Source organism: Vibrio sp. 3-2(1) (assembly GCF_963887575.1).
GTDB classification, from domain to species: domain Bacteria; phylum Pseudomonadota; class Gammaproteobacteria; order Enterobacterales; family Vibrionaceae; genus Vibrio; species Vibrio anguillarum.
The window spans coordinates 407,206-433,442 of record NZ_CAWPGB010000022.1 but is presented as its reverse complement, the minus strand read 5'-3'; the positions used below and the strand labels follow the sequence as shown (position 1 = coordinate 433,442).

26 protein-coding genes are annotated in these 26,237 nt (G+C 44.1%); 12 read left to right on the top strand and 14 right to left on the bottom strand.

Going from position 1 to position 26,237, the window contains the following annotated elements; genetic code table 11:
• The first annotated feature begins 6 nt into the window (after positions 1–6).
• Positions 7–474, top strand: a complete 468-nt coding sequence (locus AACQ79_RS10070; protein WP_170899033.1) for a molybdopterin-dependent oxidoreductase — start codon at positions 7–9, stop codon at positions 472–474.
• Positions 474–1,574 (top strand): GGDEF domain-containing protein, encoded by a 1,101-nt coding sequence (locus tag AACQ79_RS10065; RefSeq protein WP_170899032.1) that lies wholly within the window; start codon positions 474–476, stop codon positions 1,572–1,574. The genes AACQ79_RS10070 and AACQ79_RS10065 overlap by 1 nt, the downstream gene beginning before the upstream one ends.
• 73 nt (positions 1,575–1,647) lie before the next feature.
• Here AACQ79_RS10065 and pstB read toward each other — a convergent pair whose 3' ends face one another.
• From pstB to AACQ79_RS10040, 5 genes are all read right to left on the bottom strand, one after another.
• Entirely contained in the window at positions 1,648–2,397 is a 750-nt protein-coding gene (pstB, locus tag AACQ79_RS10060; RefSeq protein WP_013868112.1) for a phosphate ABC transporter ATP-binding protein PstB, read from the bottom strand.
• A gap of 45 nt (positions 2,398–2,442) precedes the next feature.
• Positions 2,443–3,306 carry a phosphate ABC transporter permease PstA gene (gene pstA / locus AACQ79_RS10055; protein WP_026027681.1) on the bottom strand — a complete coding sequence of 288 codons (864 nt, stop codon included), beginning with the start codon at positions 3,304–3,306 and terminating at the stop codon, positions 2,443–2,445.
• Between the two features lie 5 nt (positions 3,307–3,311).
• Positions 3,312–4,244 (bottom strand): phosphate ABC transporter permease subunit PstC, encoded by a 933-nt coding sequence (pstC, locus tag AACQ79_RS10050; RefSeq protein ID WP_170899031.1) that lies wholly within the window; start codon positions 4,242–4,244, stop codon positions 3,312–3,314.
• 211 nt (positions 4,245–4,455) lie between these two features.
• A complete protein-coding gene (locus tag AACQ79_RS10045) occupies positions 4,456–5,277 on the bottom strand; it encodes a phosphate ABC transporter substrate-binding protein (protein ID WP_026027935.1) in 822 nt (273 codons plus the stop codon).
• Between the two features lie 282 nt (positions 5,278–5,559).
• The gene (locus AACQ79_RS10040; RefSeq protein ID WP_026027683.1) at positions 5,560–6,462 is read right to left on the bottom strand and encodes a DMT family transporter; all 903 of its coding nucleotides are present in this window, start codon (positions 6,460–6,462) and stop codon (positions 5,560–5,562) included.
• Positions 6,463–6,559: 97 nt separating this feature from the next.
• Between AACQ79_RS10040 and AACQ79_RS10035 the strand changes: the two genes are divergently transcribed.
• The 3 genes from AACQ79_RS10035 to AACQ79_RS10025 all read left to right on the top strand — a co-directional run bounded on the left by AACQ79_RS10035 (position 6,560) and on the right by AACQ79_RS10025 (position 8,925).
• On the top strand, positions 6,560–8,050 hold the full coding sequence (locus AACQ79_RS10035; RefSeq protein ID WP_170899030.1) for an aminotransferase-like domain-containing protein: 1,491 nt from the start codon (positions 6,560–6,562) through the stop codon (positions 8,048–8,050).
• 90 nt (positions 8,051–8,140) lie between these two features.
• Complete coding sequence (speG, locus tag AACQ79_RS10030; RefSeq protein WP_013868118.1) at positions 8,141–8,662, top strand: spermidine N1-acetyltransferase; 522 nt, start codon at positions 8,141–8,143, stop codon at positions 8,660–8,662.
• Between the two features lie 17 nt (positions 8,663–8,679).
• On the top strand, positions 8,680–8,925 hold the full coding sequence (locus AACQ79_RS10025) for a Rho-binding antiterminator (protein WP_013868119.1): 246 nt from the start codon (positions 8,680–8,682) through the stop codon (positions 8,923–8,925).
• A 48-nt stretch (positions 8,926–8,973) separates the two neighbouring features.
• On the opposite strand, the gene AACQ79_RS10020 is transcribed toward AACQ79_RS10025, so the two are convergent.
• From AACQ79_RS10020 to ompW, 4 genes are all read right to left on the bottom strand, one after another.
• Complete coding sequence (locus AACQ79_RS10020) at positions 8,974–9,582, bottom strand: 2OG-Fe(II) oxygenase (protein WP_026027933.1); 609 nt, start codon at positions 9,580–9,582, stop codon at positions 8,974–8,976.
• Between the two features lie 227 nt (positions 9,583–9,809).
• Positions 9,810–11,645, bottom strand: coding sequence for a zinc metalloprotease EmpA (gene empA, locus AACQ79_RS10015; protein WP_170899029.1), 1,836 nt, complete (start codon positions 11,643–11,645; stop codon positions 9,810–9,812).
• 41 nt (positions 11,646–11,686) lie between these two features.
• Positions 11,687–11,830, bottom strand: a complete 144-nt coding sequence (locus AACQ79_RS10010) for a hypothetical protein (RefSeq protein WP_019281242.1) — start codon at positions 11,828–11,830, stop codon at positions 11,687–11,689.
• Between the two features lie 163 nt (positions 11,831–11,993).
• Positions 11,994–12,638: an outer membrane protein OmpW gene (gene ompW / locus AACQ79_RS10005; protein ID WP_047687768.1), complete on the bottom strand. Its 645-nt coding sequence runs from the start codon at positions 12,636–12,638 to the stop codon at positions 11,994–11,996.
• Between the two features lie 398 nt (positions 12,639–13,036).
• On the opposite strand from ompW, the gene AACQ79_RS10000 reads away from it, so the two are divergent.
• On the top strand, positions 13,037–13,441 hold the full coding sequence (locus tag AACQ79_RS10000; RefSeq protein WP_094125091.1) for a cystatin domain-containing protein: 405 nt from the start codon (positions 13,037–13,039) through the stop codon (positions 13,439–13,441).
• Positions 13,442–13,534: 93 nt separating this feature from the next.
• Here AACQ79_RS10000 and AACQ79_RS09995 read toward each other — a convergent pair whose 3' ends face one another.
• Positions 13,535–14,710, bottom strand: a complete 1,176-nt coding sequence (locus tag AACQ79_RS09995) for a lytic polysaccharide monooxygenase (RefSeq protein WP_094125092.1) — start codon at positions 14,708–14,710, stop codon at positions 13,535–13,537.
• A 494-nt stretch (positions 14,711–15,204) separates the two neighbouring features.
• On the opposite strand from AACQ79_RS09995, the gene glpT reads away from it, so the two are divergent.
• The gene (gene glpT / locus AACQ79_RS09990) at positions 15,205–16,581 is read left to right on the top strand and encodes a glycerol-3-phosphate transporter (protein WP_026028652.1); all 1,377 of its coding nucleotides are present in this window, start codon (positions 15,205–15,207) and stop codon (positions 16,579–16,581) included.
• A gap of 99 nt (positions 16,582–16,680) precedes the next feature.
• On the top strand, positions 16,681–17,742 hold the full coding sequence (gene glpQ / locus AACQ79_RS09985; RefSeq protein ID WP_026028651.1) for a glycerophosphodiester phosphodiesterase: 1,062 nt from the start codon (positions 16,681–16,683) through the stop codon (positions 17,740–17,742).
• A 63-nt stretch (positions 17,743–17,805) separates the two neighbouring features.
• Here glpQ and AACQ79_RS09980 read toward each other — a convergent pair whose 3' ends face one another.
• Complete coding sequence (locus AACQ79_RS09980; protein WP_170899027.1) at positions 17,806–18,690, bottom strand: LysR family transcriptional regulator; 885 nt, start codon at positions 18,688–18,690, stop codon at positions 17,806–17,808.
• An 85-nt stretch (positions 18,691–18,775) separates the two neighbouring features.
• Here AACQ79_RS09980 and budA point away from each other — a divergent pair, with 85 nt between their 5' ends.
• The 3 genes from budA to AACQ79_RS09965 all read left to right on the top strand — a co-directional run bounded on the left by budA (position 18,776) and on the right by AACQ79_RS09965 (position 22,132).
• On the top strand, positions 18,776–19,573 hold the full coding sequence (gene budA / locus AACQ79_RS09975; protein ID WP_069212237.1) for an acetolactate decarboxylase: 798 nt from the start codon (positions 18,776–18,778) through the stop codon (positions 19,571–19,573).
• A 100-nt stretch (positions 19,574–19,673) separates the two neighbouring features.
• Positions 19,674–21,377, top strand: coding sequence for an acetolactate synthase AlsS (gene alsS, locus AACQ79_RS09970; RefSeq protein WP_170899026.1), 1,704 nt, complete (start codon positions 19,674–19,676; stop codon positions 21,375–21,377).
• A complete protein-coding gene (locus AACQ79_RS09965) occupies positions 21,374–22,132 on the top strand; it encodes an SDR family NAD(P)-dependent oxidoreductase (RefSeq protein WP_013868131.1) in 759 nt (252 codons plus the stop codon). Before alsS ends, AACQ79_RS09965 begins: the two co-directional genes overlap by 4 nt.
• Before the next feature lie 431 nt (positions 22,133–22,563).
• Here the strand turns inward: AACQ79_RS09965 and accD are convergent, their stop codons facing one another.
• Positions 22,564–23,430 (bottom strand): acetyl-CoA carboxylase, carboxyltransferase subunit beta, encoded by an 867-nt coding sequence (gene accD / locus AACQ79_RS09960; RefSeq protein WP_000118599.1) that lies wholly within the window; start codon positions 23,428–23,430, stop codon positions 22,564–22,566.
• 108 nt (positions 23,431–23,538) lie between these two features.
• On the opposite strand from accD, the gene AACQ79_RS09955 reads away from it, so the two are divergent.
• Positions 23,539–24,444: a LysR family transcriptional regulator gene (locus tag AACQ79_RS09955; RefSeq protein ID WP_170899025.1), complete on the top strand. Its 906-nt coding sequence runs from the start codon at positions 23,539–23,541 to the stop codon at positions 24,442–24,444.
• 345 nt (positions 24,445–24,789) lie between these two features.
• On the opposite strand, the gene AACQ79_RS09950 is transcribed toward AACQ79_RS09955, so the two are convergent.
• Both AACQ79_RS09950 and AACQ79_RS09945 read right to left on the bottom strand, forming a co-directional pair.
• The gene (locus AACQ79_RS09950) at positions 24,790–25,425 is read right to left on the bottom strand and encodes a LysE family translocator (RefSeq protein WP_170899024.1); all 636 of its coding nucleotides are present in this window, start codon (positions 25,423–25,425) and stop codon (positions 24,790–24,792) included.
• A gap of 79 nt (positions 25,426–25,504) precedes the next feature.
• Positions 25,505–26,215 (bottom strand): type 1 glutamine amidotransferase, encoded by a 711-nt coding sequence (locus AACQ79_RS09945; protein WP_094132354.1) that lies wholly within the window; start codon positions 26,213–26,215, stop codon positions 25,505–25,507.
• Positions 26,216–26,237 lie beyond the last annotated feature (22 nt).

The window sequence follows — 26,237 nt, the reverse complement described above, 5'->3', positions numbered from 1 at the left end:
TAGTTTATGATGAGATGGATAACCGCTTTACCACTTATTTTTTTCAGCTTATTTGTTCATGCTGCAAGCTTAACTATTACCCTCCCAAACCAAGATCGGGTTACTTATTCTCTTGCACAATTGGCAGAGATACTGCCTCGTGAAACCTTCACGACTCAGCTTCCTTGGTTACCAAAAGAAAATACTTTCACTGGTTTTAAAGTTATTGATTTAATTAATCATTTGCAAGTTGGACAGGTTTCTTCTGTATCATTTTTGGCCATTAATGATTACGCCGCTAATATTGCAATTGAAAACTTAACTCGCTATGAACCCATTATTGCTTATCACATGAATGGCGATGAAATGAAAATAAGAAACAAGGGGCCGTTTTGGCTGATCTACAATCTAGATAAATATCCACAAATAGACAATGACATTTATTACACCCAAATGGTGTGGCAGTTAGAAAAACTATTGGTTCACGGTAAATAATGAATTTTACAAAACACAGCACTTTACACCCCTTGTTATACCGGGCAAAAACACTGTTGATTGTCCTGTCAGTCGCCTTGATCGTCGCTAATTTGTATATACTTTCGACCACACGCTCTTTAGCCAACTCCTATACCGACCAACGTAACTATGCAACTTGGTATTTATTCCAGCTCACCAAAGAGTATTCTGAGCTGGTTGCTTCGATTCCTTATTACCTAGAGTCAAAGGAGAAGAGAGCGCACACTTGGCTGCAGTATGAGCTGATTTGGAGCCGTTTTGACTTGATTCTAACGAGTAAGGAATCGGATAATTTTATGGGTAGAACGGATTCCCAGCATTTCTTTAAGAACAACTTTGATGATTTCAAAATATTAGAAAGCTTATTGCTGGCCGTTAAAGATCAAAAGTCATTGGCTGTATTTGAAAAACATGCTCGCTTGATTTACGACCAGATTATCGGCTATGTAAACCAAAACTTTCAACTGCAAAGCCCTATCTATCTCGAGCAAAAAGAAAAAGCAAATAGGCTAACACAGGTACAATTTCTGCTGATGTTCTTGATGCTGGGTTGCATTGGCTTAGTTAGCTATATTTTTCATAAAGAAGCGGTTGCTCAGCGTACCTTAGCGTTAACTGACCCTCTAACTGGGCTTGCTAACCGCCTTGCTATGTTTGAAGAGCTGAATCAAATTTCTACCAACAACCCCTTCTCTCTCTTTCTTCTCGACTTAAATGGCTTTAAGCCCATTAACGACCAAAATGGTCATAAAGCAGGGGACAGTGTGTTGCAACAAGTAGCGTTTCGCTTAACACATTCGATTCCAACCTTTGATTATTCGGTATTTCGTATGGGGGGTGATGAGTTTGCCCTGATCATCCATAGCGTAGATGCGATGGAACTGAGCATTATGCAACGCCACATTAAAGCGTGTTTTAAAGAGAATTTTTTCGTGGATAATGGAGTGGGAGCAAAGCTTTCAACCAGTATCGGTATTGCCTCTTTTCCTAAAGATTCAGCCAATATTAATCAATTAATACATATTGCGGATAAGAATATGTATGCCATGAAGTTTCTACAAAAAAGCCCCTCTGTATGAGGGGCAAAGTTACCATCGCTTTATAGTTATAATGAGTCCGCTATTATTCCAGGTTAGCCGCTGCAATAAGTGACTAGCCGAAATCGCCATTGACATATCCCATGGTTCTATCATCTTTAGGATTGTTGAAAATCACTTGTGTATCATTGTGTTCAACCAATTCCCCCATTAAGAAAAACGCTGTGCGATCAGAAATACGACGCGCTTGCTGCATTGAGTGCGTGACAATAACGATGGTGTAATTCTTTTTCAGCTCTTCCATCAATTCTTCAATTTTGTGTGTTGCAATCGGGTCAAGGGCGGACGTTGGTTCATCCATCAAAATCACATCCGGCTCCATCGCTATCGTACGTGCGATGCACAAACGCTGTTGTTGACCACCAGAGAGGCCAAACGCATGCGACTTCAAGCGATCTTTTACTTCATTCCACAACGCTGCGCCGCGCAACGAGCGCTCAACCACTTCATCGATGTGCTTTTTATCTTTAATCCCTTGTGCGCGTAACCCATACGCCACGTTTTCATAAATACTCATTGGGAACGGATTTGGCTTTTGGAACACCATTCCCACTTTGATACGCAGATCTGCAACATCAATATTGCCGTAAATATCTTGCCCATCCATCGCCAATTTACCGGTGATAGTCACGCCTTCAATGAGGTCATTCATTCGGTTCAAACAGCGTAATAAAGTCGATTTTCCGCAGCCAGAAGGGCCAATCAGCGCTGTCACTTGACGAGTTGGAATAGGCAGGTTGATTGATTTTAGCGCTTGGTTATCGCCATAAAAAAGGTCTAGGTTTTCAATATTAAATTTGTTCATTCTTGTTATCTCTCAAAATTCTGTAAATCGCGCCCAACGCTCTGCTTAATAAGAAGCGGTATTAAATCGTCTTGCGATTAGCTTCGTCACCATGTTGATCAGTAGCACAACCACAATCAGCACGGTTGCTGTGCCGTAGGCTTGATTCCACTCTTCAACCGTGAACAGCTCTGTTGTGAGTTTGTAAAGGTGAACGGTTAGGGTGCGGCCTGAATCGAGCAATGAATCAGGAATACGTGCCACCATTCCTGCGGTTAAAAACACAGGGGCCGACTCACCAATAACACGACCAATACTCAAAATAATTGACGTGAGAATGCCGGGCATTGCACTTGGCAAAATCAGACGCCAAATGGTGTATATTTTTGAGGCTCCAAGACCATAAGAACCTTCGCGATAAGTTTGAGGGACGGCCATCAACGCTTCTTCTGTGGTCCGAATAATCACAGGCAAAATCAAAATGCTGAGCGTTAGCGCACCCGACAAAATAGAGAAGCCTAAGCCTAGAATCACCACAAAGAAGGTCATGCCAAATAGACCAAAGATAATGGAGGGGATCCCCGCCAAAGATTCGGTACAAAAGCGGATCACTTTCACCAAGCGGCTACCGATTTTGGCGTATTCGGTAAGATAAATCGCCGTCATAATACCCAACGGGGCGGCCACCGAAATAGAAGCGATCACCATATAAATCGTCGATATGATCATCGGGAAGATCCCGTGTTCATTGCCAGTACGGGTGTAATCGTCAGTAACGAAATTCCAATCTACGTGTTGTAGCCCGTTAGAAAGGATGTACCAGATAATCCAAAATAGGAAGCCGACTGTTACAGCGGCCGCAATCCAAATAGATATTTTCAATACGTTATCTTTTAGCTGGCGGGCACGTTTTAGTTTTACTGTATCCATCACTATTATCTCGCTCTCTCACGGTTTAAATAGAGCAATGTGGCATTCAAGATCATGATGAATGCCAATAGCACAACGCCTGTTGCATAAAGCGCACTGGCATGAACACCACTTGCGTAAGACATTTCAATCGCAATATTGGCTGTCAGCGTGCGTGCTGAGTCTAAAATACCTTCAGGCATCGCTGGCGCGTTGCCCATCACCATAATAATGGCCATGGTTTCACCGAGCGCACGCCCAATTCCTAAGATGACGCCGGTCATAATTCCGGAGCGAGCTGCCGGTACCAGCAATTTGAAGATGGTAAAAATACTGGATGCACCTAATGCCAAAGAACCTTCTTTGTACGCATGAGGGACTGCGCGAATAGAAGTCTCGGACACGGTAATCACCGTCGGTAAGATCATGACACCAAGCACAATAATGCCCGCGAGAATGGTATTGCCCGCAGGAACTTGGAAAATGTCCTGAATCACAGGAACAATAATCACAAGACCAAAGAAACCATAGACCACGGAAGGAATACCAGCGAGCAATTCAACGGCTGGGCGAATGATATTCGCGACACGTTTTGGTGCGACTTCGGCAATAAAGATAGCGGTGAGTACGCCCACAGGCACACCAACGATAACCGCACCAAACGTTGAAACCACAGAAGCGACAATCATAGTTGCCACACCATACAGAGCTGGCGGCAACCAATCTTGTCCAAGGACGATACCCGAGATACCCACTTCTTGAAATGCGGGAATACTTTCGCGGAAAATGAAGTAGGCAATGATGGCAAGAGACACAATGCCAATAATGGCACTGGTAAGAAACAACCCGTGGAAAATGCGCTCTTTCCAGTCCACACGCTTTTTAGCACGAAGTGCACGTTTGGAAGCTTGCGTAGAAACGTTGTTCATAAGCTTTTCACTATTTGTTGCGATGGTCATAGTATCAATCTCACTATTCGATGGAATCGACGTGGATAGAAAAGGCTCAGCCCCAACGATGGGCTAAGCAAACTTTTAAAGTTATTTCCCCAAACAACTTGAAGTGGCGGCTAAACAGCAAGTCAGTGAATTCCCATCCACATGGATAAAGCATGTGTTTGGGCTGAACGAAACAACGTCGCTGCACCTTCAAGTCGAATGGGAGAGTCTATTAGTTCACTGCGATATAGTGATGTTCTGCAACGAGTTTTTGAGCTTCAGGCGTTAGCATCCAATCAAGGAACTGTTGCGTTTGAGCGGATGGTTGGCCTTTTTTGTACAGTACAAGGAAAGGACGAGCCACTTTGTATGAACCATTTTTCACGTTATCTACCGATGCATCAGTACCGTCTACCGCTAAGGCATGAACCGTGTTATCAACGGTGCCAAGAGAGATGTAACCGATGGAATAAGGGTTAGACGCAACCATAGTTTTCAAACTGCCGTTACCGTTAGCTACTTGAGCTCGTTGAGAGATAGCAGATACCGTCTTGTCTGAGATTTTTTTTGTCAGTTTCATAATCTCTTCGAATGCACCACGAGTCCCTGATGCGGTATCGCGAGTAATTGCAACGATAGGTTTGTCTTCACCACCGACATCTTTCCAATTCGTGATCTCGCCTCGGTAAACAGCAGAGACTTGTTCAGCACTCAACCCTTTTACTTTATTGCTTGGATGCACAACCACCGCTATACCATCAAGCGCGATCTTTTCTTCAACTAATGATGCTTCTTTTTCTGAGCTTTTTAGGCCACGTGAAGACATACCAATATCCGCACTGCCGTTCTTAGCGGCTTTAATACCGGCAGAAGAACCTGGGCCTTGAACCTCAATAAACACGTCCGCGTTTTTCTTCATATATGTTTCAGAGAAAACTTCCATCAATGGCGTTACGCTGCTAGAGCCAACAGCAGAAATGGTTTCTTTTGCAAAAACTGGGTTAACTGCCAATGCACCTAAAAGAGCGATTGCACCGATTACTGTCTTTTTCATCACAAATATCCTTAAGAGGCTTTATTGCCGTTGTGTATTGAACGAAACTCACTTTAGGACGCAAATATGACAGTTGTGTTTCACTTAGTTTAAAACTAGATGACACAGTAAAATATTTTAGGAAAACAGAGGAAGGGCAGCGCATTTTTGAGTGCATCGCTTAAGATCAATCTGAAAAAATTGGCAAAGTCATTAGGTGCCGCCGCGAGTCAGAAATTATCCATTTATTACCCGACCACCAGCAGAGCACCCCATTCTAAGTTCGATTTATAGGGGTGAATTTTATGAACGCTCAAATACCGGTTTCGCCAATTTTCTCAGCAGATTCGGCTTTTTCACCACCAGATAAACAGCCGTAACGGCAAGGCAGAAGCCCGCAACACCAAACCCATCCAATGATTCATCAAAAGCAAGCCATGCTTGAATGGCGGTGGTTGGCGGTACAAGATAAAACACTGAAGCCACACTTGAGGCCGCACCGTGTTCAACCATATACAACAGCAATAAAATAGAGACACATGACAGCACCACAACCAGCCATACCAGTGTCATGATAAAGGTCGGTGTCCATTGCACTTGCATGGTTTCAAAGCTCCAAGCCCAAGGTAAAAATAGGCATAACGCAGCCACATATTGCACGGTAGCGCTGCCAATCATATCCACACCTTGGCAAAATTTTTTCTGATATAAGGTGCCGAGCGTGATGCCGAGCAGAGATAACAAACACAAACTAATGGCAGGCCATTTGTGTACTTCCGATTGCCACTCAATGTTACCCATCAAGACGAGACTTATCCCAGAAAACCCAAGAGCTAACCCTAACCACTGCGCCAGATTAAAGCGCTCTGTACTCATAAAAACCAGCAGCAGCGCAGTCAAAATGGGTTGCGTCCCCACCAGCAGAGCACTTAAACCTGCTGGCATTCCCCAAGAAATCGCTTGGTAGGTTCCGCCCAAATAGCAACCATGAATCAACACGCCCGTTATACAGGAATGCCACAAATGGCGACCACGCGGAATGCGCCTTTTGAGCAATAACAGCAAACCAATAAAAAGCACCACGTTCGCCACCATGCGCAGCGTGAGCAGCGTGGCAGGTTCCGCATACATTAAGCCAAACCTTGCGCCAACGAAACCAGATGCCCATAGCACGACAAACAAGAACGGGATCATTCTTACAAACATCACAAAATTCCTAGCCACAATCGATTCTATGCTGCTACTTTATTTGGGTACAGTTATTCGCAAAAGGCACAGATTTGAATAATTTAGTGGGTACAGAATGAAAAGTAAGCTTAAAAACACGGATCCTAAATATACTGAACCTAAATATACTGAACCTAAATATACTGAACCTAAATATACTGAGGTAAAACGTCATCTTAAGCAGACCATCGACGATGGTTTATTCCACGCACACGATAAAATGCCTTCCATTCGCCAGCTATGCGAACAACTGTCTGTCAGCAAAAATACCGTTATTCGTGCTTATCAAGAGTTAGAAGCGATGAATGTCGTCTACTCTCAGCCTCGTTCAGGCTATCGAGTCCAAGGTGCTGTAACCCCTTTGGAGATTCCGCTGCCACAACCCAATAGCATTGACCTGCTCTCTTTATCTAAATCAATTTTGGTTCAACCCACAGTGAAACATCACATGCCCGCAGGTTCAGCGCATCCTAATACGCAAAGCGCCGCGATTCGTAGTTTGTATGCAGAAATTGGCCGCCACAGCCGCCAGCAAACGCACATTCCTAGCCACTATCAACTACCGCCAGGTAATAGCCATTTAGTCAAACAACTGCTAAAAATATCGCAAGATTTGGGCCTACAAATCAAAGCACAAGAAATCGCCATTACGCATGGCGGTCAGCAGGCCATCAGCCTCGCATTTCGTGCATTAACCAAGCGCGAAGACATTGTGGCCGTTGAGTCACCTTGTTATTTTGGCACGCTGCTGTTGCTTGAATCATTAGGCTTAAAAGTGGTGGAGATCCCCAGCCATAGTGTCGAAGGCATCGACATCAGCGCCCTCGAACAAGCGCTATCTCAATGGCCGATTAAGGCAATTCTCGTCACGCCGAATTTTAACAACCCAACCGGTTCACAAATGCCTCTGGAAAAACGTAAACAGCTTTTGGCTGTCAGTGGTGATACACCAATTATTGAAGATGATGTGTTTGGTGGCCTGTATTTTCAAAAGCCGATACCTTGCTTGAAGATGCTGGATGGCAAAGGCCGCGTTATTTACATCAATTCGCTCTCCAAAACCTTGGATTCACGGCTGAGGATCGGTTGGATCATCGCTGGAAAGTATCAAGCGCAAATAGAAAAGATATTGCTCAGCGAGAATATGGGCAGCTTGAATTTAATCCAATCAGCCGTAGCGGAATTTCTCGAAAGTGGTAAGTACCGTCAACATCTAGCCAAAATGCGCCGTACTTACCAACTGAACCAGCAGCGCTTTGCCAAATTGCTCACCACCTCGCTCAATCACTACCCGTCGCTGCAAGGGCAGTTTCAATTAAGCCGACCTGAAGGTTCATTTTTATGCTGGCTGACACTTCCGCCATTCATCGATAGTTTTGAGCTTTATCAACGTGGCCTGCAAAACAAAATCAGCCTCCTGCCGGGGCATCTTTTTGCAACACAGGGGCAATTCCAACACTGTATCCGTTTCAGTGTAGCGAACTTTGAAGACAACATGGCATGGCAGGAAAGCATAAACAAACTGACCGAACTGATTCATCTCGCGGCATCAGATCACAAGACGTAAGCATACGCATTTTAAAAAATTGCTGACTAACCACTTGTATTGCAACAAAGTCGGCATAAGATGAATGCCTTAGTTCAATGAAGGTTTGCTATGAATAATCAATTATCATTAAGAGCGTTAGAGCGCGGTGACTTACGCTTTATCCATGATCTCAATAACAACCGCAACATTATGTCTTACTGGTTTGAAGAGCCTTATGAATCTTTTGATGAACTGGAAGAGCTGTACAACAAGCACATTCACGATAACGCCGAGCGTCGGTTTGTGGTTGAGAACCGAGATAAGGAACTGATCGGTCTCGTTGAATTAATTGAAATTGATTACATTCACCGCAGTGGCGAGTTTCAGATCATCATCACGCCAGAGCACCAAGGAAAAGGGTTTGCACAAACCTTGATCAACAAAGCCTTAGACTACTCTTTCACCATTTTGAACCTACACAAAATCTACCTGCATGTGTCGACGGAAAACGAAAAAGCCATCCATTTATACCAAAAAGCCGGCTTTGTTGAGGAAGGGCACTTAGTTGAAGAATTCTTTATTAATGGCCAATATCGTGATGTAAAGCGCATGTACATTTTGCAAAACGCGTATCTTAATAAGCCCGCGTAACGTCATAGGAGTGAATAATGGTCACTTGCAGTCAATATGATTACATTGAGCTCGCGTGTTTGTTTCATTTGCCCGTCAAGCTCACTTTAAAAAATGGTATTACCTATTCAGGCACCGCGATGGACACTCTGCGCAATGAACACCAACAAGAGTGCATTGTGTTGAAAAATGAACAAAGTGAACACTTAATTGAAACCAATGCCTTATTGATGATGGAGGCATTAAGCTCACATCCTCATTTTACCCTGATCAAATTTGACTGATAAAAGAGCGTGGAAGCACAAAAGCCACGCTTACTTATTAGCTTTGCGTTAACTGGCAATATCGAGCTTGTTGCCCGTCACGCCATTAATGCGAAACCACCCAGCGATGCTGAAACGCTCAGCATTGGTAGGTTGTACTTCATGCGGAAAACGTTCGGATAAAAAGACCAGTAAACGCCCCGCTATCGGCGCAACCGTCGCGAGATACTGATCTTGAACATCGTAAATAACCAACTCACCTGCATCAGCACCACACCACCGATCATTCATATAAAATACCGTCGTCAGTTTGCGGCTGGCGTTGCCTGTAAAGGCGTCGAGGTGTTTTTGGTAGAATGCCCCTATTTCATATTTGGCAAAATGAGCTTCGTATTCAAATAGCCCAAGAAAAAAATGGCGGTTAACCTCTTGCCGAATTTGCTCCATACGTTGCAAATAGTCTTGCACAGGCAGGCCCATGCTGTTTTCAATCCACTGGATTTTATCGTTGCGTATTTCAACCTCTAATTGCAAGGCATCGTGCCTGCCAATTCGCGCCACTTGTAACTGCGGTGGCGTACATGCTCGTAGGTTTTTGGTTTGCTCTGGTGTTAAAAAGTCATCCCATATGTACCAACCTTGATCGGCAATTGCGTCCATCAATTTATCTAACGACATTTTCACACTACATATAACAAAAGTGCTGTGGTTATATCGATAGCAAGCCATAACAACAAATCGGTGTTTCGATGCTTAAGACAAGGCGAATTTGTGGAGGCGGAGAAGCTGGCAAGAAAAGACTAGAAACAAACACCATGGTTGTTGAACAACCTATCGTTGAATACCCTCCTACATAACAAAGGGGCACTGACTCGTGCCCCTTTAAATTTAATCAATAAAGATGATTAATCCAGTCTTAACGTTACACCACTGTAGTTACTATAGCCTTTGAGCATCACATGGTAGGTGGTTCCTGGTGTTGCAGAAATTGTGCACTGTTCATTGTTACCCGATTTGTAAGGGCGACAATCCCACGAAGAAGTGGTTGGTTTGCTGCCGGCTTTGACATACAAATCAGCATCACCTGAGCCCAAACTGATCGAAACTTTAGCGCTGGTTGAGCTTGCGACCGTAAAGGTATAGAAGGCTTCGGAGCTTCGCGTACCTTGTAACCCTATTACTGGTTTGCCTTTTTCTAGCACATTCCCCGTTGGAGGAACTACGCCACAGCTAGCATTTACGCCCACTTGGTTAAAGGCATCAACCACATCCGCTTTGTTATAACCTAAGTCTTGTGCCGCTTTTGCGACGCCACATCCACCTTGGTCAAAGGTACTGTTTGCTGTCCAATATAACTGGTTAGCGACTGTGAACACTTCAAAACCTTTACGAACCGACCAATTGGCTTTGTTGGCTAGCAAATAATACGCGCGATTAAACACACCACTTGAATAGTGAACATTTAATCCATTGTAGTATTGAGAAGCGTGATCGATAGAACGGCCATCTTTTGACGGTTGATCAAAATAACGTAAGCCACCGGAAGATTTGAAAATGTCGCTCCCGACCACCCAGTCAACGCTGCCTTTCATATAAAATTCAGCCGCTTCCCCAGCAATATCAGAGAACGCTTCATTCATCCCGCCAGACATATTTTGGTAAACAAGCCCTGAGTTCTGCTCGGTAAAGCCGTGGCTAACTTCATGCGCGCTGACGTTGATATCCACTAATGGATAAAATGTATTTTGGCCATCACCAAAGGTCATGGACGATCCGTTCCAGAAGGCGTTTTCATAGTTGCTATCATAATGCACACGCATAGTTAGCTGGAAGGTTAATGGAGTAGTGTTCATCCAGTCTTTGTACATATCGAACACCACTTTACCAAAGTAGTGTGCGTCATTAAGCGGTGAATAAGCGCCATTAATCGCTTTGTAATCGTTGTAATTACTCGCGTCGGTACATGAATAGCTGAACGTTGAACCACCCGATGTCGCATGCTTCATATCCACGGTTTTTACAGCGCTATTCATCATGCTACAGGTGTTGCCTACTTTATTTATCACTAACCCTGGGAAGTCTGTTCCGTACTGATAAAAACCTGTCTTCTGATTTCCACCAGGTCCAGTACCCGTCGCCTCTGCATGGTTTAACCCTTCCCAAGTTTGTAATACTTCACCAGAGTTCGCATCAATAAAGAAAAATGGCCGTGCAGGTTCATTGGTTGCAACAAAGAAGTCGACTAAATAAACCATTTGAGCCATTTGGTTTTCGTCCAAACGCACCATCAATTGAGCACGCTCGTTTTCTGTAACAAGATCCGCACTCGTTAGTGATGGGTTTTGTTGTTGGTAATGCGTAAGTGCAATGCTAACCGCCTGCTTTTGTTCAACTTGTGGTGAAGTACTTACCACATCAGAATCAATTTGCTGCGCCATCATGCCGTAAACTTGGCCGATACCTTTCTCAGTTTGCGTTGCTACGACTGACGTATTAAAGACCGGTAAACCATGATACATCTGCTGGTAACGGACTTTGACTTTACCATTAGGTAGAGTGACGCTTTTTATCACCTGAAAGCCATTTTGTGTTGGCACAATACTGCGAGCCTGCATGGATAAAGCTTGTTCTAGTAGACTTGGATCATCAACCTGCACCATTTTCGCGGCTGATACTGGTAGTGCTGCGCTGATAGAGGCTGCGAGGAATAGCCACTTCATTTGACGTTGTACTTTTTTCATTTCTCAATCCTAGAGAGTTATTATTAGCATCCGCTGACGACTTACATCCAATCAACCACCAGCGACGTGACTGCGAATGATTCGCTCATTGAAAATGGATCAAGAAAACCAACCTCGCCAGTAGCACGGAAAAATAGTGCAAAACGAGCGTCAAATAAAATGGTCACAAAAAAGACAATAGCCAAAATAACTCGAAGAGTTTTTATGATAATTAATTTTAATATCAACAAGATAAACACAAATGATAATTATATGTACATTTAATAGTGCACATAACTATCAATATAATTTTTGCTTGAAATTGAAAAAGGCAGCGCTCGCTGCCTTCTATTAATCACCTTGCTACCACTAAAACTTATAACCAGCGCCTATCATAAATACCCAAGGATCAATGGTCACATCAGTTTTTTGCTCAATGCCGCCAAACTTATACGTTGCCTCGGTTTCAATATCGGCATACCAAACTGACGCATTCAAAAACCACTGTTCGTTGAGCATATAATCAAAACCAGCATTGGCCGCTAAACCCCAAGAATCTTTGAGTTTGAGATCCGTTAAGGTTGCACCACTTCCCGTACTGTTAAAACCTTCATCGAAGAACATGGTGTAGTTAATGCCCGCTCCAACATAAGGACGGAATTTCGATGACGCTTCACCAAAGTAGTATTGCAACATAAAAGTTGGCGGTAGATGTTTTGTTTCAGCAATGTCACCTAAGTTCAAAAGATTGGTTGAAATAGTATGGCTAAAAGGTGTAGCCGCTAACACTTCAAAGCTAATATTGTCGGTGATCATATAGCCTATTGTTAAGCCAAGCTGAACGTTTGAGTCCACAGCAAGCTCTTCATTTGAGCCTAAAATACCATCGCTGCTATCATTGGGCACCACAGCGGCAAGACCGGCACGCACAATAAAGTCACCTTCTTTGTGGGCAAAAACATTCGTAGAAACAAGAGCAGAAAGCACGGCAAGGCCGCAAAGTGTTTTTTTCATTGTGATTTCCTTTTTGTAGGGCGGGGTAATAGTTTTTATTTGCGCGCACAGTAGCACATAAAAACCACACTTTTTTGATGGAAATCAATTTGTAAAATTTATCGCCGATCAGCTTACAACTCTGCAACCTTGATCACTTTTCTAGGCATAAAAACACACAGTCATGTAATGCGTTTTTTATGTGCATCACACCTAGCCTAACGTTGAAATGGCTTTGTTATTTATGGTTAAAAACTGACAATATTGGTAAGAAATAGTAATAGCGTTTTATTGTCAGAAAATATCATCATAATTTATCACGCACCTAACAGAGCTTGACGGACTCCTCACACCACAATTGTTAATATGAACTCCTCAGATTAACCCTTTCTGCTTTTCTAAAAACAAAGGACAACTCAATGAAACGATTTCTTTTACCTCTATTTGGTTTGCTCGCGTTAGCGGGGTGTGATCAACAAACGCAAACAGAAAGTGCTAAGGCTCTAGAGCCCACCGCCGTGGTGGCGGAAACAGATGCCGTACCGTCGCCCATCTGTGCAAGCGAGTTGATGCCGGGAGGTTGGCAAGCGACAGAAATTACCGACGAAGCTAAAGAAGCGTTGAAGAGCGCTTTAGCACAAATGGAGAGCAATGCACAATTAAAAGACATTATCGATGTCCGCTCACAAGTGGTTAACGGGGTGAATTATGCCATTGAGTTTGAAATGGATGATGGCAGCATTTGGAATGCGATAATCTATCGCAGTTTAGAAGGTGATTACTTGTTAACCCAACCAGCAAAACAAGGCAAATTGTGTGAATAACCTCATCTCATAAGCCATGATTAAACCAGAGAGTTAAAGAGTAAAAAGAGGCCATGGCCTCTTTTTACTACTCGATACTATAGCTATTTAATACTATCGCCATACGCCCCATTCACCCGTAGTTCCGGGCTCTTCATTTTTTGTCCACCACTGCGCGGTCCAAGTTTGCTGATTGTGCATAACGACATCACCGGACGTATAAATTTTAGTCGCATTCCAAGCATTATCTGGGACAGGTGGCTGTGGCGTTTCCTCTTTTAGCAAAGAAAGCTGATAACTGTAAGTCGCGTTTGGAGCAAACACACGGTTAGCATACACATTCTGGCTATCGTACATATAGTGATTCATTTCTTGGTGCCAAATACCAATAAACCACTCCCCTTTTTTTACTTGGTTAAACTGACCTGCCATTTCCGCTGGCCACGTTGCTGTATTATTGGCTGAAATCGCTAAGCTGATATCGGTCGTTTCATTGCCATTGGCATCGAAGGTACGCAAACGAACCGTATCGCCAGATTCAACAGGACCAAAACCTTGTGAAAGATAACCACCAAGATCGCTGAGATTCTGCGCAGGTTCTGATGGGTCTGTCGGATCCGTTGGGTTTGATCCACCACCGCTAAAACTAATATCACTGCAGTTATAAAAACCTTCGCCCGCGGCATCAATACGTTGCCAGCGGGTATAAAGCACTGCATCACCACTTCTATCGGCGGGTAGGGTAATCTTGATGCGATATTTTTTATCCGTCCCTACGGTGATATTACCTTTGGTATCAATAAGATCCAGATCATCCCAAGTTAATGGGGCCTCACCAGTATAAGTCGGTTTAGAGAGATAAAACTCCCAATAAGAGGGGTTATGTGGCGCGGTAGCATTAAAGACTAATTCGATTTGTTGATTAGCATCTAAATTCACGGCCGTTTTTTGCCAATGAGGTGAAGCAACATCTAACCCTGCTTTCGCGTTGCTGCCTGCGGAGCACAACAAGCCGTCGCGAACAACAGCTTGAACATGAGCCATGTCACGATAATTTGCCACATTGGCCGCAACTTCATTGCGTTGTACAAAAGGATAAGCTCCGGACTGATCAAAAGCCGCTTGGCATGCTGCATTAGGGATCGTATTACTCCAAAAACCACCATCTAAGTAACAGGTATTTTGCCGCGCGCTCGGAAATTCAACCCAACCATGAGCTTGTGCATGAGCAGAAAGCAATCCGCTCAATGAAAGCAAACCCAATACACTGACTTTATTAAAATTATTCATCATTCTTCCTTTTTGTATTATTAGCATCAATGCCACAGAACGACACTCTGTAACACATGAATTGCCAATCAAAGCTAGCAAGAATTATCAATAGACAGTGTCAAATCTGGGTAGGAATACTGGACTATTTGCTTATTTTGCCACTCTCTTTCCAATCAAAAAGGATATGAATCATTGAACTCACAGTGAGTTTCGAGTGACTTCATGGTTTAACAATTTTTGCCAACTTTCCTTATCTGCGATTTAATTGACGACAAAACAACCAAAAACAAACATCTCGCGAACAAAAATGAAAACGATTACATCTCAATTTAATGGCACTAACCATGAAAAAATGAAAACTAATCATTTGTTTTTATGCACAAATTAATTCCCTTGTAACATTTGTCACAGAAATACATTTAGTTGCACACGACAATGCCGTTCTCTTTCGAATGAAACATTTTTTATCGTTCGAGCTTTAGAACCATCGCACTACAATAATGAGGTCAACTATGTTTGGTATCTTTAAACCCCAAGCGCATATCGAGAGGCTCGCTACTGAGCGGCTCGATAGCACTTATAGCCGCTTGCGCTGGCAGTTATTCATCAGTATTTTCTTCGGCTACGCAGGCTACTACCTTGTTCGTAAGAACTTTAGTTTGGCGATGCCTTATTTGATTGACCAAGGTTTTAGCCGCGGTGATCTCGGGGTAGCTCTTGCCGCCGTATCGATTGCTTATGGCCTATCTAAATTTTTAATGGGGAGTGTTTCTGACCGCTCTAACCCACGCTACTTCTTAAGTGCAGGCCTTTTAATGTCTGCGTTAGTAATGTTCTGTTTCGGTTTTATGCCGTGGGCAACAGGCAGCATTACTGCGATGTTTATTTTGCTGTTCTTAAACGGTTGGTTCCAAGGTATGGGCTGGCCTGCTTGTGGCCGTACCATGGTTCACTGGTGGTCACGTAAAGAACGTGGGGAAATTGTTTCTGTATGGAACGTAGCCCACAACGTCGGCGGTGGCTTAATCGGTCCCCTTTTCTTGTTTGGTCTTTGGGCATTTAACGATGATTGGCGCGCCGCATTTTACGTTCCTGCCTTTTTTGCGACCTTAGTTGCCATTTTCATTTGGATGACACTGCGCGATACGCCGCAATCTTGTGGTTTACCACCGATTGAAGAGTATAAAGATGACTACCCAGACGACTACGATAAATCTCATGAGAATGAGATGACCGCGAAGGAAATCTTCTTTAAGTACGTTTTCTCTAACAAATTGTTGTGGTCTATCGCTATTGCCAACGCTTTTGTGTATCTCATTCGTTATGGCGTATTGGACTGGGCTCCTGTTTATTTGAAAGAAGCTAAAGAGTTCACCGTTGATAAATCTTCTTGGGCGTACTTCTTGTATGAGTGGGCAGGTATTCCGGGAACGCTATTGTGTGGTTGGATATCCGACAAAGTATTCAAAGGCCGTCGTGCACCTGCGGGCATCTTATTCATGGTTCTCGTTACTTTTGCGGTACTCATTTACTGGTTTAACCCTGCTGGTAACCCAGGTATCGACATGGCGGCTCTTGTTGCGATTGGTTTCTTAATTTATGGCCCAGTAATGTTGATTGGTTTATACGCACTGGAACTGGCTCCGAAAAAAGCAGCAGGTACCGCAGCCGGTTTAACAGGTTTGTTTGGTTATCTCGGCGGCGCAGTAGCGGCAAATGCGGTATTGGGTTACACCGTTGACCACTTTGGTTGGGATGGCGGCTTTATGATCCTAGTCGCTTCGTGCGGTATTTCTATCCTTTGTCTGCTGTATGCCTACATTGGCGAGCGTGCTCACCATAAAGAAAAAGACAGAATTGCGGAAGAAAAAGCGTCAACACAATCATAAATCTGACACCTAAATGTGTTGAATTTACGTTACGCACTGTTCACTTTGAATCAAAACTCTCCCCCTGCAACGTCAGGGGGAATTTTTAAGGATAACAATATGAAACTGACACTACTCGCACTTTCCATGGCTACTTTAGCCAGCTCGGCGTGGGTTCAAGCAGAACCATTGGTGATAGCGCATCGCGGCGCTTCCGGTTATCTGCCTGAACATACCCTTGAAGCCAAAGCGCTTGCTTACGGCATGAAGCCTGATTTTATTGAACAAGATGTCGTGATGACCAAGGATGACCAATTGGTGGTTCTACACGATCACTACCTTGACCGCGTCACTGACGTTGCAGAGCGTTTCCCTGACCGCGCACGTGGTGATGGCCGCTACTATGCCATCGATTTTACGCTGGCAGAGATCAAAAGCCTGCGCGTAACTGAAGGTTTTAATATCGATGACAAAGGCAATAAAACCGCTGGTTTCCCCAACCGTTTCCCTCTTTGGAAATCAGACTTCACCGTCCCAACCTTAGCGGAAGAGATCGAGCTGATCCAAGGGCTGAACAAAACGCTCGGTTACGATATTGGTATTTATCCGGAAATCAAAGCGCCTTGGTTCCACCGCCATGAAGGTAAAGACATCAGTAAAGCGGTACTGAAAATGTTGAAGGAATATGGTTACGACAGTCAAGAGTCAAACGTTTACTTGCAATGTTTTGATCCTATCGAGCTAAAACGCATTAATGATGAACTGCTTCCAGCAATGAACATGGACCTCAAACTGGTTCAATTGATGGCCTACACCGATTGGAATGAGACCATGATCTATGATGGCGACCAAGCACAGCCATACAGCTATGATTGGATGTTCGAAGCAAACGGCATGAAGCAAGTCGCTACCTACGCCGATGGAATTGGCCCGTGGAAACCTATGTTGGTTGACGACGCTTCAACCAAAGAAAACATCATCATCAAGCCATTGATGAAAGCCGCTAAAACCGCCGGATTAGTCGTTCACCCTTATACCTTCCGCGCAGAACCCGATCGTATTGCACCTTATGCCGACAGCTTTGATGGGATGCTCGATGTGTTCTACAACACTGTCAAAGTGGATGGTTTATTTACGGACTATCCCGATAAAGCAGTGGAGTTTTTGCATTCAACTCGCTAAGTAAGCGTGATTAACCTTACCACTTTGGCACGCTTCATCCCCAGTATCATCATGCTGGGGATGTTATTTTTGGTGACTTAATGCCTTCACCACCTTAAGCACATGCTTATTTAAGTTACTGGCTTCCCAAAGCACCGCAATTTGGCTGTTAAAAGGCATCTCCTCGATAGGAGTGATCACGGCAGAATCATCGATATGTTCAGCCAGTGATTGGGGCACAACAGCTACGCCAAATCCCGCCTGAGCCATTGCAACCATCGACCTCAACTGCGGAGCCGAAAAACGTTGATCGACACGGATGCCCACATCGTCAAACAGCGCTTTCATACCATCATGCAATGCTGGCCCCGTTTCACGAGGAAACAACAACACGTGCTCATTTTTTAACTGAACTAAAGTAAGGCGATCTTTTTCAGCCAAGGTATGCCCTAAAGGGATCACCGCGACAAAAGGCTCTTCAAATAAAACCACCCGCTTTAAAGACTCACTGGCATAACAAGGTAAACGCACCAATGCTATATCCAACTGCTTAGCTTTCAACTGCTCAACCAACTCTGGCATCGCTTGCTCAACCGCGGTGAGATTCACGTTTGAAAAACTGTCCCTTATCTCCCGCACTCGGGATAATATTTGGGTATTCATCGCAACCGAAGTAGCAAAGCCCATCCGTACTTCATTTTTTTCTCCACGCGCCAACTGTTTTACTTTCGCCTTCGCTCGATCCACATCATTTAAGATGGTGACCGCATCAACATAAAACATTTGCCCAGCCTCGGTCAGCTCTACCCCACGTGGTAAACGCTTGAATAACAGCGTATCGAGCTCATGCTCCAATTTCTTTATCTGCTGGCTCAACGGTGGTTGAGCAATACCTAACACTTCAGCCGCTCGTGTGAAATGGCGAGTTTGTGCCACCGCCACAAAATACTTGAGATAGCGAAACTCCATATCTTTTCCATATAGAAATAAATCTTATTTATATTGGATTTAGCCACGTGGAGAAGTCAATCTAAATATACACTTTATTGCATAAATGGTTATTCTCATGCGTGGATTCTACACTCCGCTTTGTGCTTGTTCTCTCGATGTAGCAAAAGAGTTTGCTGAATATCATCATGTAACGGGTGATGGAGAGATTTACCAAACTTCGTTGATGAGTGCGTTGATTGCTGGCGTTTATGAAGGCGCAACAACGGTTGAACAACTGCTGCAACATGGCGATTTTGGCTTGGGCACATTCAATCAATTAGACGGTGAGCTCATTGCGTTTGATAAAGAGGTTTTCCAATTAAAAGCCGATGGTTCGGCTAACCCCGCACACTTAGCGCAGCAAACCCCCTTCGCCGTCATGACTTTTTTCACTCCTGATGTCGAAGTTCCTATCACCTCTAAAATGTCTCGTGCTGACGTTCATCATCTGATTGATGAGCTAGTACCCAGTGACAATATTTTCTGCGCAGTACGCATTGACGGTTTATATCAGTTTGTCAGAACGCGTACCGTGCCGCGTCAAACTCGCCCATTTCGCCCAATGTTGGATGTTGTAAAAGAGCAGCCCACATTTAATTTCACCTTCAAACAAGGCGTTATCGCCGGTTTTAGAAGCCCGCAGTACACCACAGGTATTAACGTTCCGGGGTATCACGAACATTTCATTACCGAAGATAGAAAAGGCGGCGGCCACATACAGGACTACTCTATTTCGTCGGGCTTTTTACAAATTGGCAAAGTATCGCGCTTGGTAATTGATACCCCGACTTCGCTAGATTTCCTTAAAGCCAACCTAGCTCCCAATGACATCCGAACCGCGATTGAAAAAGCGGAAAAATAGCGCTGAACAGGAGAAAAAGAATTGAATTGAAAAAAGCCGCCAGATAGCACCACCACTTCGTCAAGAAGTGTCAACGTCAGTCAACAATAAGGGTATAAAAATGAATACAAAACCTACCACTAGAAATGGCGCTCAATTAATCGCTCAACAGCTGGAATCTTTGGGTGTCCGCTATATTTTTGGCATTCCGGGGGCCAAAATTGATCGGTTATTTGACGCCATTGAAGACACCAATATTCAAATGATCCCAGTGCGTCACGAAGCCAATGCGGCCTTTATGGCCGGCGTCATCGGCCGTTTAACCGGCAAAGCTGGAGTCACCATGGTGACCTCAGGCCCGGGCTGTGGCAACTTGGTTTCAGGGGTTGCCACTGCCAATTCAGAAGGTGACCCGCTGGTCGCTATCGGCGGCGCGGTCAAACGAGCAGATCAACAAAAGCAAACGCACCAGAGTATGGATACCGTCAGTATTTTCCGCTCTATCACAAAATCCAGTGCAGAAATTCAACATGTTGATGCCGCCAGCGAAGTGATGGCCAATGCCTTTCGCACAGCAGAATCAGGCCGGCCGGGGGCGTGTTTCGTTAGCATTCCCCAAGATGTGTTATCCGACCACACTCTCACTGATATTATTGTTCCATCACGTAATGCTCATTCAAGCCAAGCCAGCCCAGAAGCGATCGAAGAAGCCATTACCCGAATCGAGCGGTCACAGCGCTGCGTCGTCTTACTCGGCTTACACGCCAGTCGCGCTGAAAATGCTCAAGCCATCAGCCGTTTTTTGCGCACCACTCAACTGCCTGTAGTCGGAACCTATCAAGCCGCTGGGGCAGTTGATATTAACTATTATCACCATTTCGCTGGCCGCGTAGGTTTATTTAACAATCAGCCCGGAGATGTATTGCTGCAAGATGCTGACCTGATTGTCACTATTGGTTTTAACCCCATCGAGTACGACCCAGAGCTTTGGAACGCAAAACAGTCCCCAATCATCCACTTAGACATTGAACCAGCAGAGTATCAGCTCAATTACCAACCTTGTGTGGAAATTGTCGGCAATATCGTTCAATCACTGGATGATATGATCGATTGTGTCACCAATTTCGCACGCCTCTCTCCCAAAGCCTTATCGATTTTAGAGGAAGTGGCACAACAGCGGCAGATAATAAAATCCTACCCTACTCGTCAATCTCAGCATGGGTTTCATCCATTAACCTTAATCAAAGCGATGCAATCCATTATTACCCCAGACACCACTTTGTGTCTGGATATGGGCAGCTTCCATATCTGGATTGCACGCTATTTAAGCTGTTTTCGCGCCCGTCAAATGCTGATTTCAAATGGTCAGCAAACTATGGGCGTTGCCCTACCTTGGGCGATTGGTGCAAACCTGCTTAAACCCAGTACCAAAGTGGTCTCTGTTTCTGGTGATGGTGGCTTCATGCAATCAAGCATGGAGTTAGAAACTGCCGTCCGCCTAAAATGCAACATTGTACATATCATCTGGGTCGATAACGCCTACAACATGGTCGAGATACAAGAGATGAAAAAGTATCAACGCCCGTCCGGAATAAAATTTGGCCCGATAGACTTTAAAGCGTATGCCGAATCATTTGGCGCGCAAGGCTTTGCCGTGACCGAACGTCATCAACTGATGCCTATGCTGCATCAAGCCATGGAAACTCAAGGACCTGCTGTCATCGCTATCCCCGTTGATTACAGCGACAACTACAAGTTGATGCTACCCAGAACACAAGAAAATCGAGATCCAATTTTTGAGCATATCGAAGGAGAAACAATATGAATGGTTTAACCCATAAAGTCGCTTTAGTCACGGGTGCCGCCAACGGCATCGGCTTTGCGATAGCACAGCGTTTATATGATGAAGGGGCCAATGTAGTACTGGCCGACTGGAATGAAGAGCAGCTCGCCACCGCCATCGAAGCTTTTGACTCAACACGCGTCGCGGCGCAAGTGATTGACGTCTCCGATCCTAAAAAAGTAAAAGCTATGATCGATAACGCCGTATCACGCTTCGGTAAGCTCGACATTTTAGTCAACAATGCGGGCATCCACATCCCCGGCTCCGTCTTAGAAAGCAGTGTTGAAGATTGGAAGAAAATATCAGCGGTGAATATTGATGGCGTCGTGTATTGCTCTAAATTTGCCTTACCTGAGCTGCTAAAAACGCAGGGGACCATAGTCAACACCGCTTCAGTCTCTGGCTTAGGTGGCGACTGGGGTGCCGCATTTTACTGCGCCAGTAAAGGCGCGGTAGTCAACCTCACTCGCGCCATGGCGTTAGACCACGGTGCCGCTGGCGTGCGAATTAACGCCGTGTGCCCAAGCTTAGTTAAAACCAATATGACCAATGGTTGGTCGCAAGAGATTAGAGATAAATTTAACGAGCGCATCGCTCTAGGACGCGCCGCAGAACCGAGCGAAATTGCCGCCGCAGTGGCCTTCTTAGCCAGTGACGATGCATCGTTTATTAATGGTGTCAATTTACCCGTCGATGGTGGCGCTACCGCTTCCGACGGCCAACCTAAAATCGTTTAACCACGAAAACTCAGCCAGTACCCAAACCATTTTCCGTGCTGGCTGATATTTTAAAACCGCATAATTCAAAACAAGCCCCATAAACCTTTCAGCCCTAAACGGCCTCCTTTTCCACAATTAGTACATAGTACAACTCAAAGAAACACCCCCTCCTAACCTCCCCCTGAAAGGGGGAGGAACAGAACGGTATCAGCTTCCACTCTAGGGCATATAATTGGACAGAAGTTTGTCAGTGCTTTTACTAAATTAGCTATTCACGGATAACTTTTGATATTACAAAAGACTGTGTGGCACTGATTGATACGGTGCCGTACGTGAAAGGAAATGGACAATAGCGTGCATCGTAACCTTGCGTTGCTCAAATTATTTATGCAAATATTCACGAAATATCAGTCAGGTTGATAGATCAGCTTCGTTACAGAAACTATAAACTATGCTTCCAGCGAAATAGTGTTATGAGTCATCTTAGCTATTATACCCCCAATTCGCTTGCGCATCTCACGTCTATCCACAATCATGTCGATAGCGCCATGCTCTAAAAGGAACTCACTTCGCTGAAAACCTTCGGGCAATTTCTCACGAACGGTTTGCTCTATAACTCGACGCCCAGCAAACCCGATAATTGCTTTTGGCTCACCGATGTTAACATCTCCCAGCATGGCTAGACTCGCAGATACACCACCCAATGTTTGGTCTGTTAATACAGATATATAAGGGAGGCCTTCATTGGATAAACGATTTAATGCAGCGCTGGTTTTTGACATTTGCATTAACGACATTAGAGATTCTTGCATACGAGCACCACCACTGGCAGAAAAGCAAACTAATCCACAATTTGCTTCAATAGCGGCCTCAACGGCACGAACAAAACGAGCGCCGACAACAGAACCCATTGAGCCAGCCATAAAAGAAAACTCGAAAGCACAGGCAACAACTGGTAAGCCCAGTAGCTTTCCTTTCATCACAACTAAGGCATCCTTTTCTCCTGTACTTTTCTGGGCTATAGCAAGACGTTCCTTGTAGCGTCTCAGATCCTTAAAGTTCAGTAAATCTTGTGGCTCATGTTCACTGGCAATCTCAACTCGTTCCCCTTTATCCAGAAAGCTGTCTAAGCGGTGGCGTGCCGACATTCTCAAATGATGATCGCATTTTGGACATACCTCCAGATTTTCCTCAAGAGCCATGCGGTAAAGGATCTGGTCGCACGAGGGACATTTGGTCCATACCCCATCTGGAATCGACGCTTTACGTGTACTGATTATATTCTTTTTATCTAACAGCTTTTCTAACCAACTCATGGGATACCTTTACCAGATAACTTTAATAAGGGGCATTGTATAAGCCAATTTCTGGTAATAAAGTGTCAAATATGGGTTTTATAATCCAATATTATGGGATGAAATGAAATGTTTGATAAGATTGACCAGCAGTGGCTAAAAAGTTTTCATTGTGTCTATGAAAACAACAGCTTTAAACGCGCGGCGGAATTTCTAAACTTACCGACGTCAAATGTCAGTCGCCATATCGCTTTACTGGAAGAGCGACTGGATACACGACTATTTGACAGGACTACACGTCGGATAGCTCCGACAGATGCAGGGGAACATCTTTATTTACGAACACAGCCACTGCTGGACAAGCTTAATGACGCACTTGAGGAAGTGACTCAGCATTCTTATGAAGTCATGGGACAACTTAGAGTTTTAATGCCAGACTCGCCTGTTTTAGCTCAAGCAGTGGTTTCTTTTTGTACCCAGCATCCCTCAATTTCATTATGTTGTGATACGAGTATCAGCCCTAAAGAGGATTTACTTGATGGGTTTGACGTTATTTTGAGCTTTCACAGAGGAAAGCTTGAAGACAATAATTGGGTAGCTAAGGAGATTAAACGCTGGCAAAGTGCTGTTGTAGCATCCCCCCAACTTCTAAAGGTCTCTCCCAGACCTTTTCAGATTACCGATTTAAAACACGTTCCGTGCATCAATAGCTTTACAGCACTAAATGGAATTCCTTGGGTTTTCAAAAATGCTAAAGGTGAGCAAATTACCCAAAAGGTACAGTCTTCATTTAAGGTTAATAGCGGACATCTTGCCAAATCTGGCGCATTAGCTGGTTTGGGATTCGCGATACTACCAATCGAATCCTGTCGTAATGAGATAGATGCAGGCTCTTTGAACGTCGTAGAACTGGAGTACGAACCTGAAGATTTAGTTTTGTATGTCTTTTATGCTTCCAGAAAACACTTGGCTAAAAAGATCCCGATGTTTATTGAACACTTACAGCGCCAAGCAAATTTATATAAAAGTACATAAGCTGAAGAACAATTTCTATGAAAGGCTTTGTCTGAACCACTTCTTTTAGAGTAGGTGATTAGCTAAGCGAATTGTTATACAAAAGTTAGGCTACTTGGTATACGCAGTATGGTGCAAGTAATTGGGAGATTCCGCGCATCGATATTGCGCGGTCTGCCATTAGTAAAAGTCGGGCTATTTTCTGGCGAAATTTACCACCGTTTTGTTGCGCAAACTTGGAAAGGGGCATTTTCGTGTTTCATGCCCCGTCGGCACACCTTTGGACACATGTAAGTTATCGATTTTGCTAAATTAGCATTTAATGCATTACTTGAAGTATAGCAAAGTGCTCATTCGTGACACTTATTAGCGACTGATGATTAATTTCAATCCTAATCCTCCCATCATTGACCCAGACAAATAATCAATAAATTGTTTAAATTTTAAGTACGCTTGACGAGGGCGTGAAGCAGATAAAACTAAAGCTACAATAAGATACCATCCTGCATTACTCAAAAATGTGCAGATTGGAACCACAATATAGAAATACGTAGGTATGTTTTGCGGTAGCAGTGTTGTAAATACGCTGGCAAATACGATGGCTGTTTTGGGGTTGCTGAGTTGGGTTCCTAAACCTAATAAGTACGAACGAAATAAGGAAATGTCTTGGCATCGAGTAGCATCTATGGACTGTAACGGAATTCGAGCTGATCTCACAATTCCAAATGCCAAAAACAAGAGATAGCATCCGCCTGCAATTTTAAATATTGAATAGCTTACCGGCATCAGGCTAAAAATCGTTTGTAATCCGAGTAAGGCGGCAACCGATAGAACTAAAGCTCCCGTCCCCATACCTAACGCGGTAAAAATCCCATGCCGTCTTGAAAGTGAAATTGCTCGTCTGGCAACAAAGATAAAGCTGGGACCCGGACTCATAGCGCCGAGAGTAAGCGCTCCAGTGATTGCCAATATTGGCATGTATGTTTGCAAATCAAGGTCCATGTGTTTCCTCACTAACTATCTATAAAAAAACCAGCTCAATGAGCCGGTGATAAAATAAAAAGCTACCAGAAACTTAACTTTATGCTTGATAGGCTTTCGCTAGTTTATCCAAAAATTCGTGTAGCTTTTGGTTCATCTCATCATAGTCATGATTCATTAGTACTTCAGGCTCATCAACGAAACGATAGTTTGCTGCCTCGCTGAGATCATCATTTTCTATCAGCAACGCTACAACATCTTTAGTCAATTCCATATGACACTGAAAACCAAACACAAAATCGCTATAAGCAACGATTTGTCGAGGACAGCCTTCACTGTACGCAATGATTTTGGCGTCTGGAGTCAGTCCCGGCATGTCGTTGTGCCAATGCCCCACTTCCAGAACGGTGCCGAAATGGTCAAACAGTGGATGGGTACTGCCGTCTTTGGTTAGCGTGATAGGGAACTTACCAATTTCGCGTTCAGGACTATGCTCATAGTGAGCACCTAATGCTTCACCAATGAGTTGAGATCCCAAACAAATACCAAGTACGACTTTTCCTGCATCAATCGCTTTTGTAATTACCGCCTTTTCACCTTTGGCATCGAAATGAGCACATTGTTCGATAGTGGTCACAGGATCTTGTGGGCCGCCCATGACAATCAGAAAATCGATATCATCTACTTTTTCCGGAAGAGAGTCACCGTCATAAACCCGAGAGTAACCCGTTGAATGGCCACGAGTTTTAGCCCAAGACTCATAAGCTCCCGGAGCTTCAAAATGTTCATGGATGATAAAGTGAATGTGCATCATTTAGTCCTTTTGTTTTTTG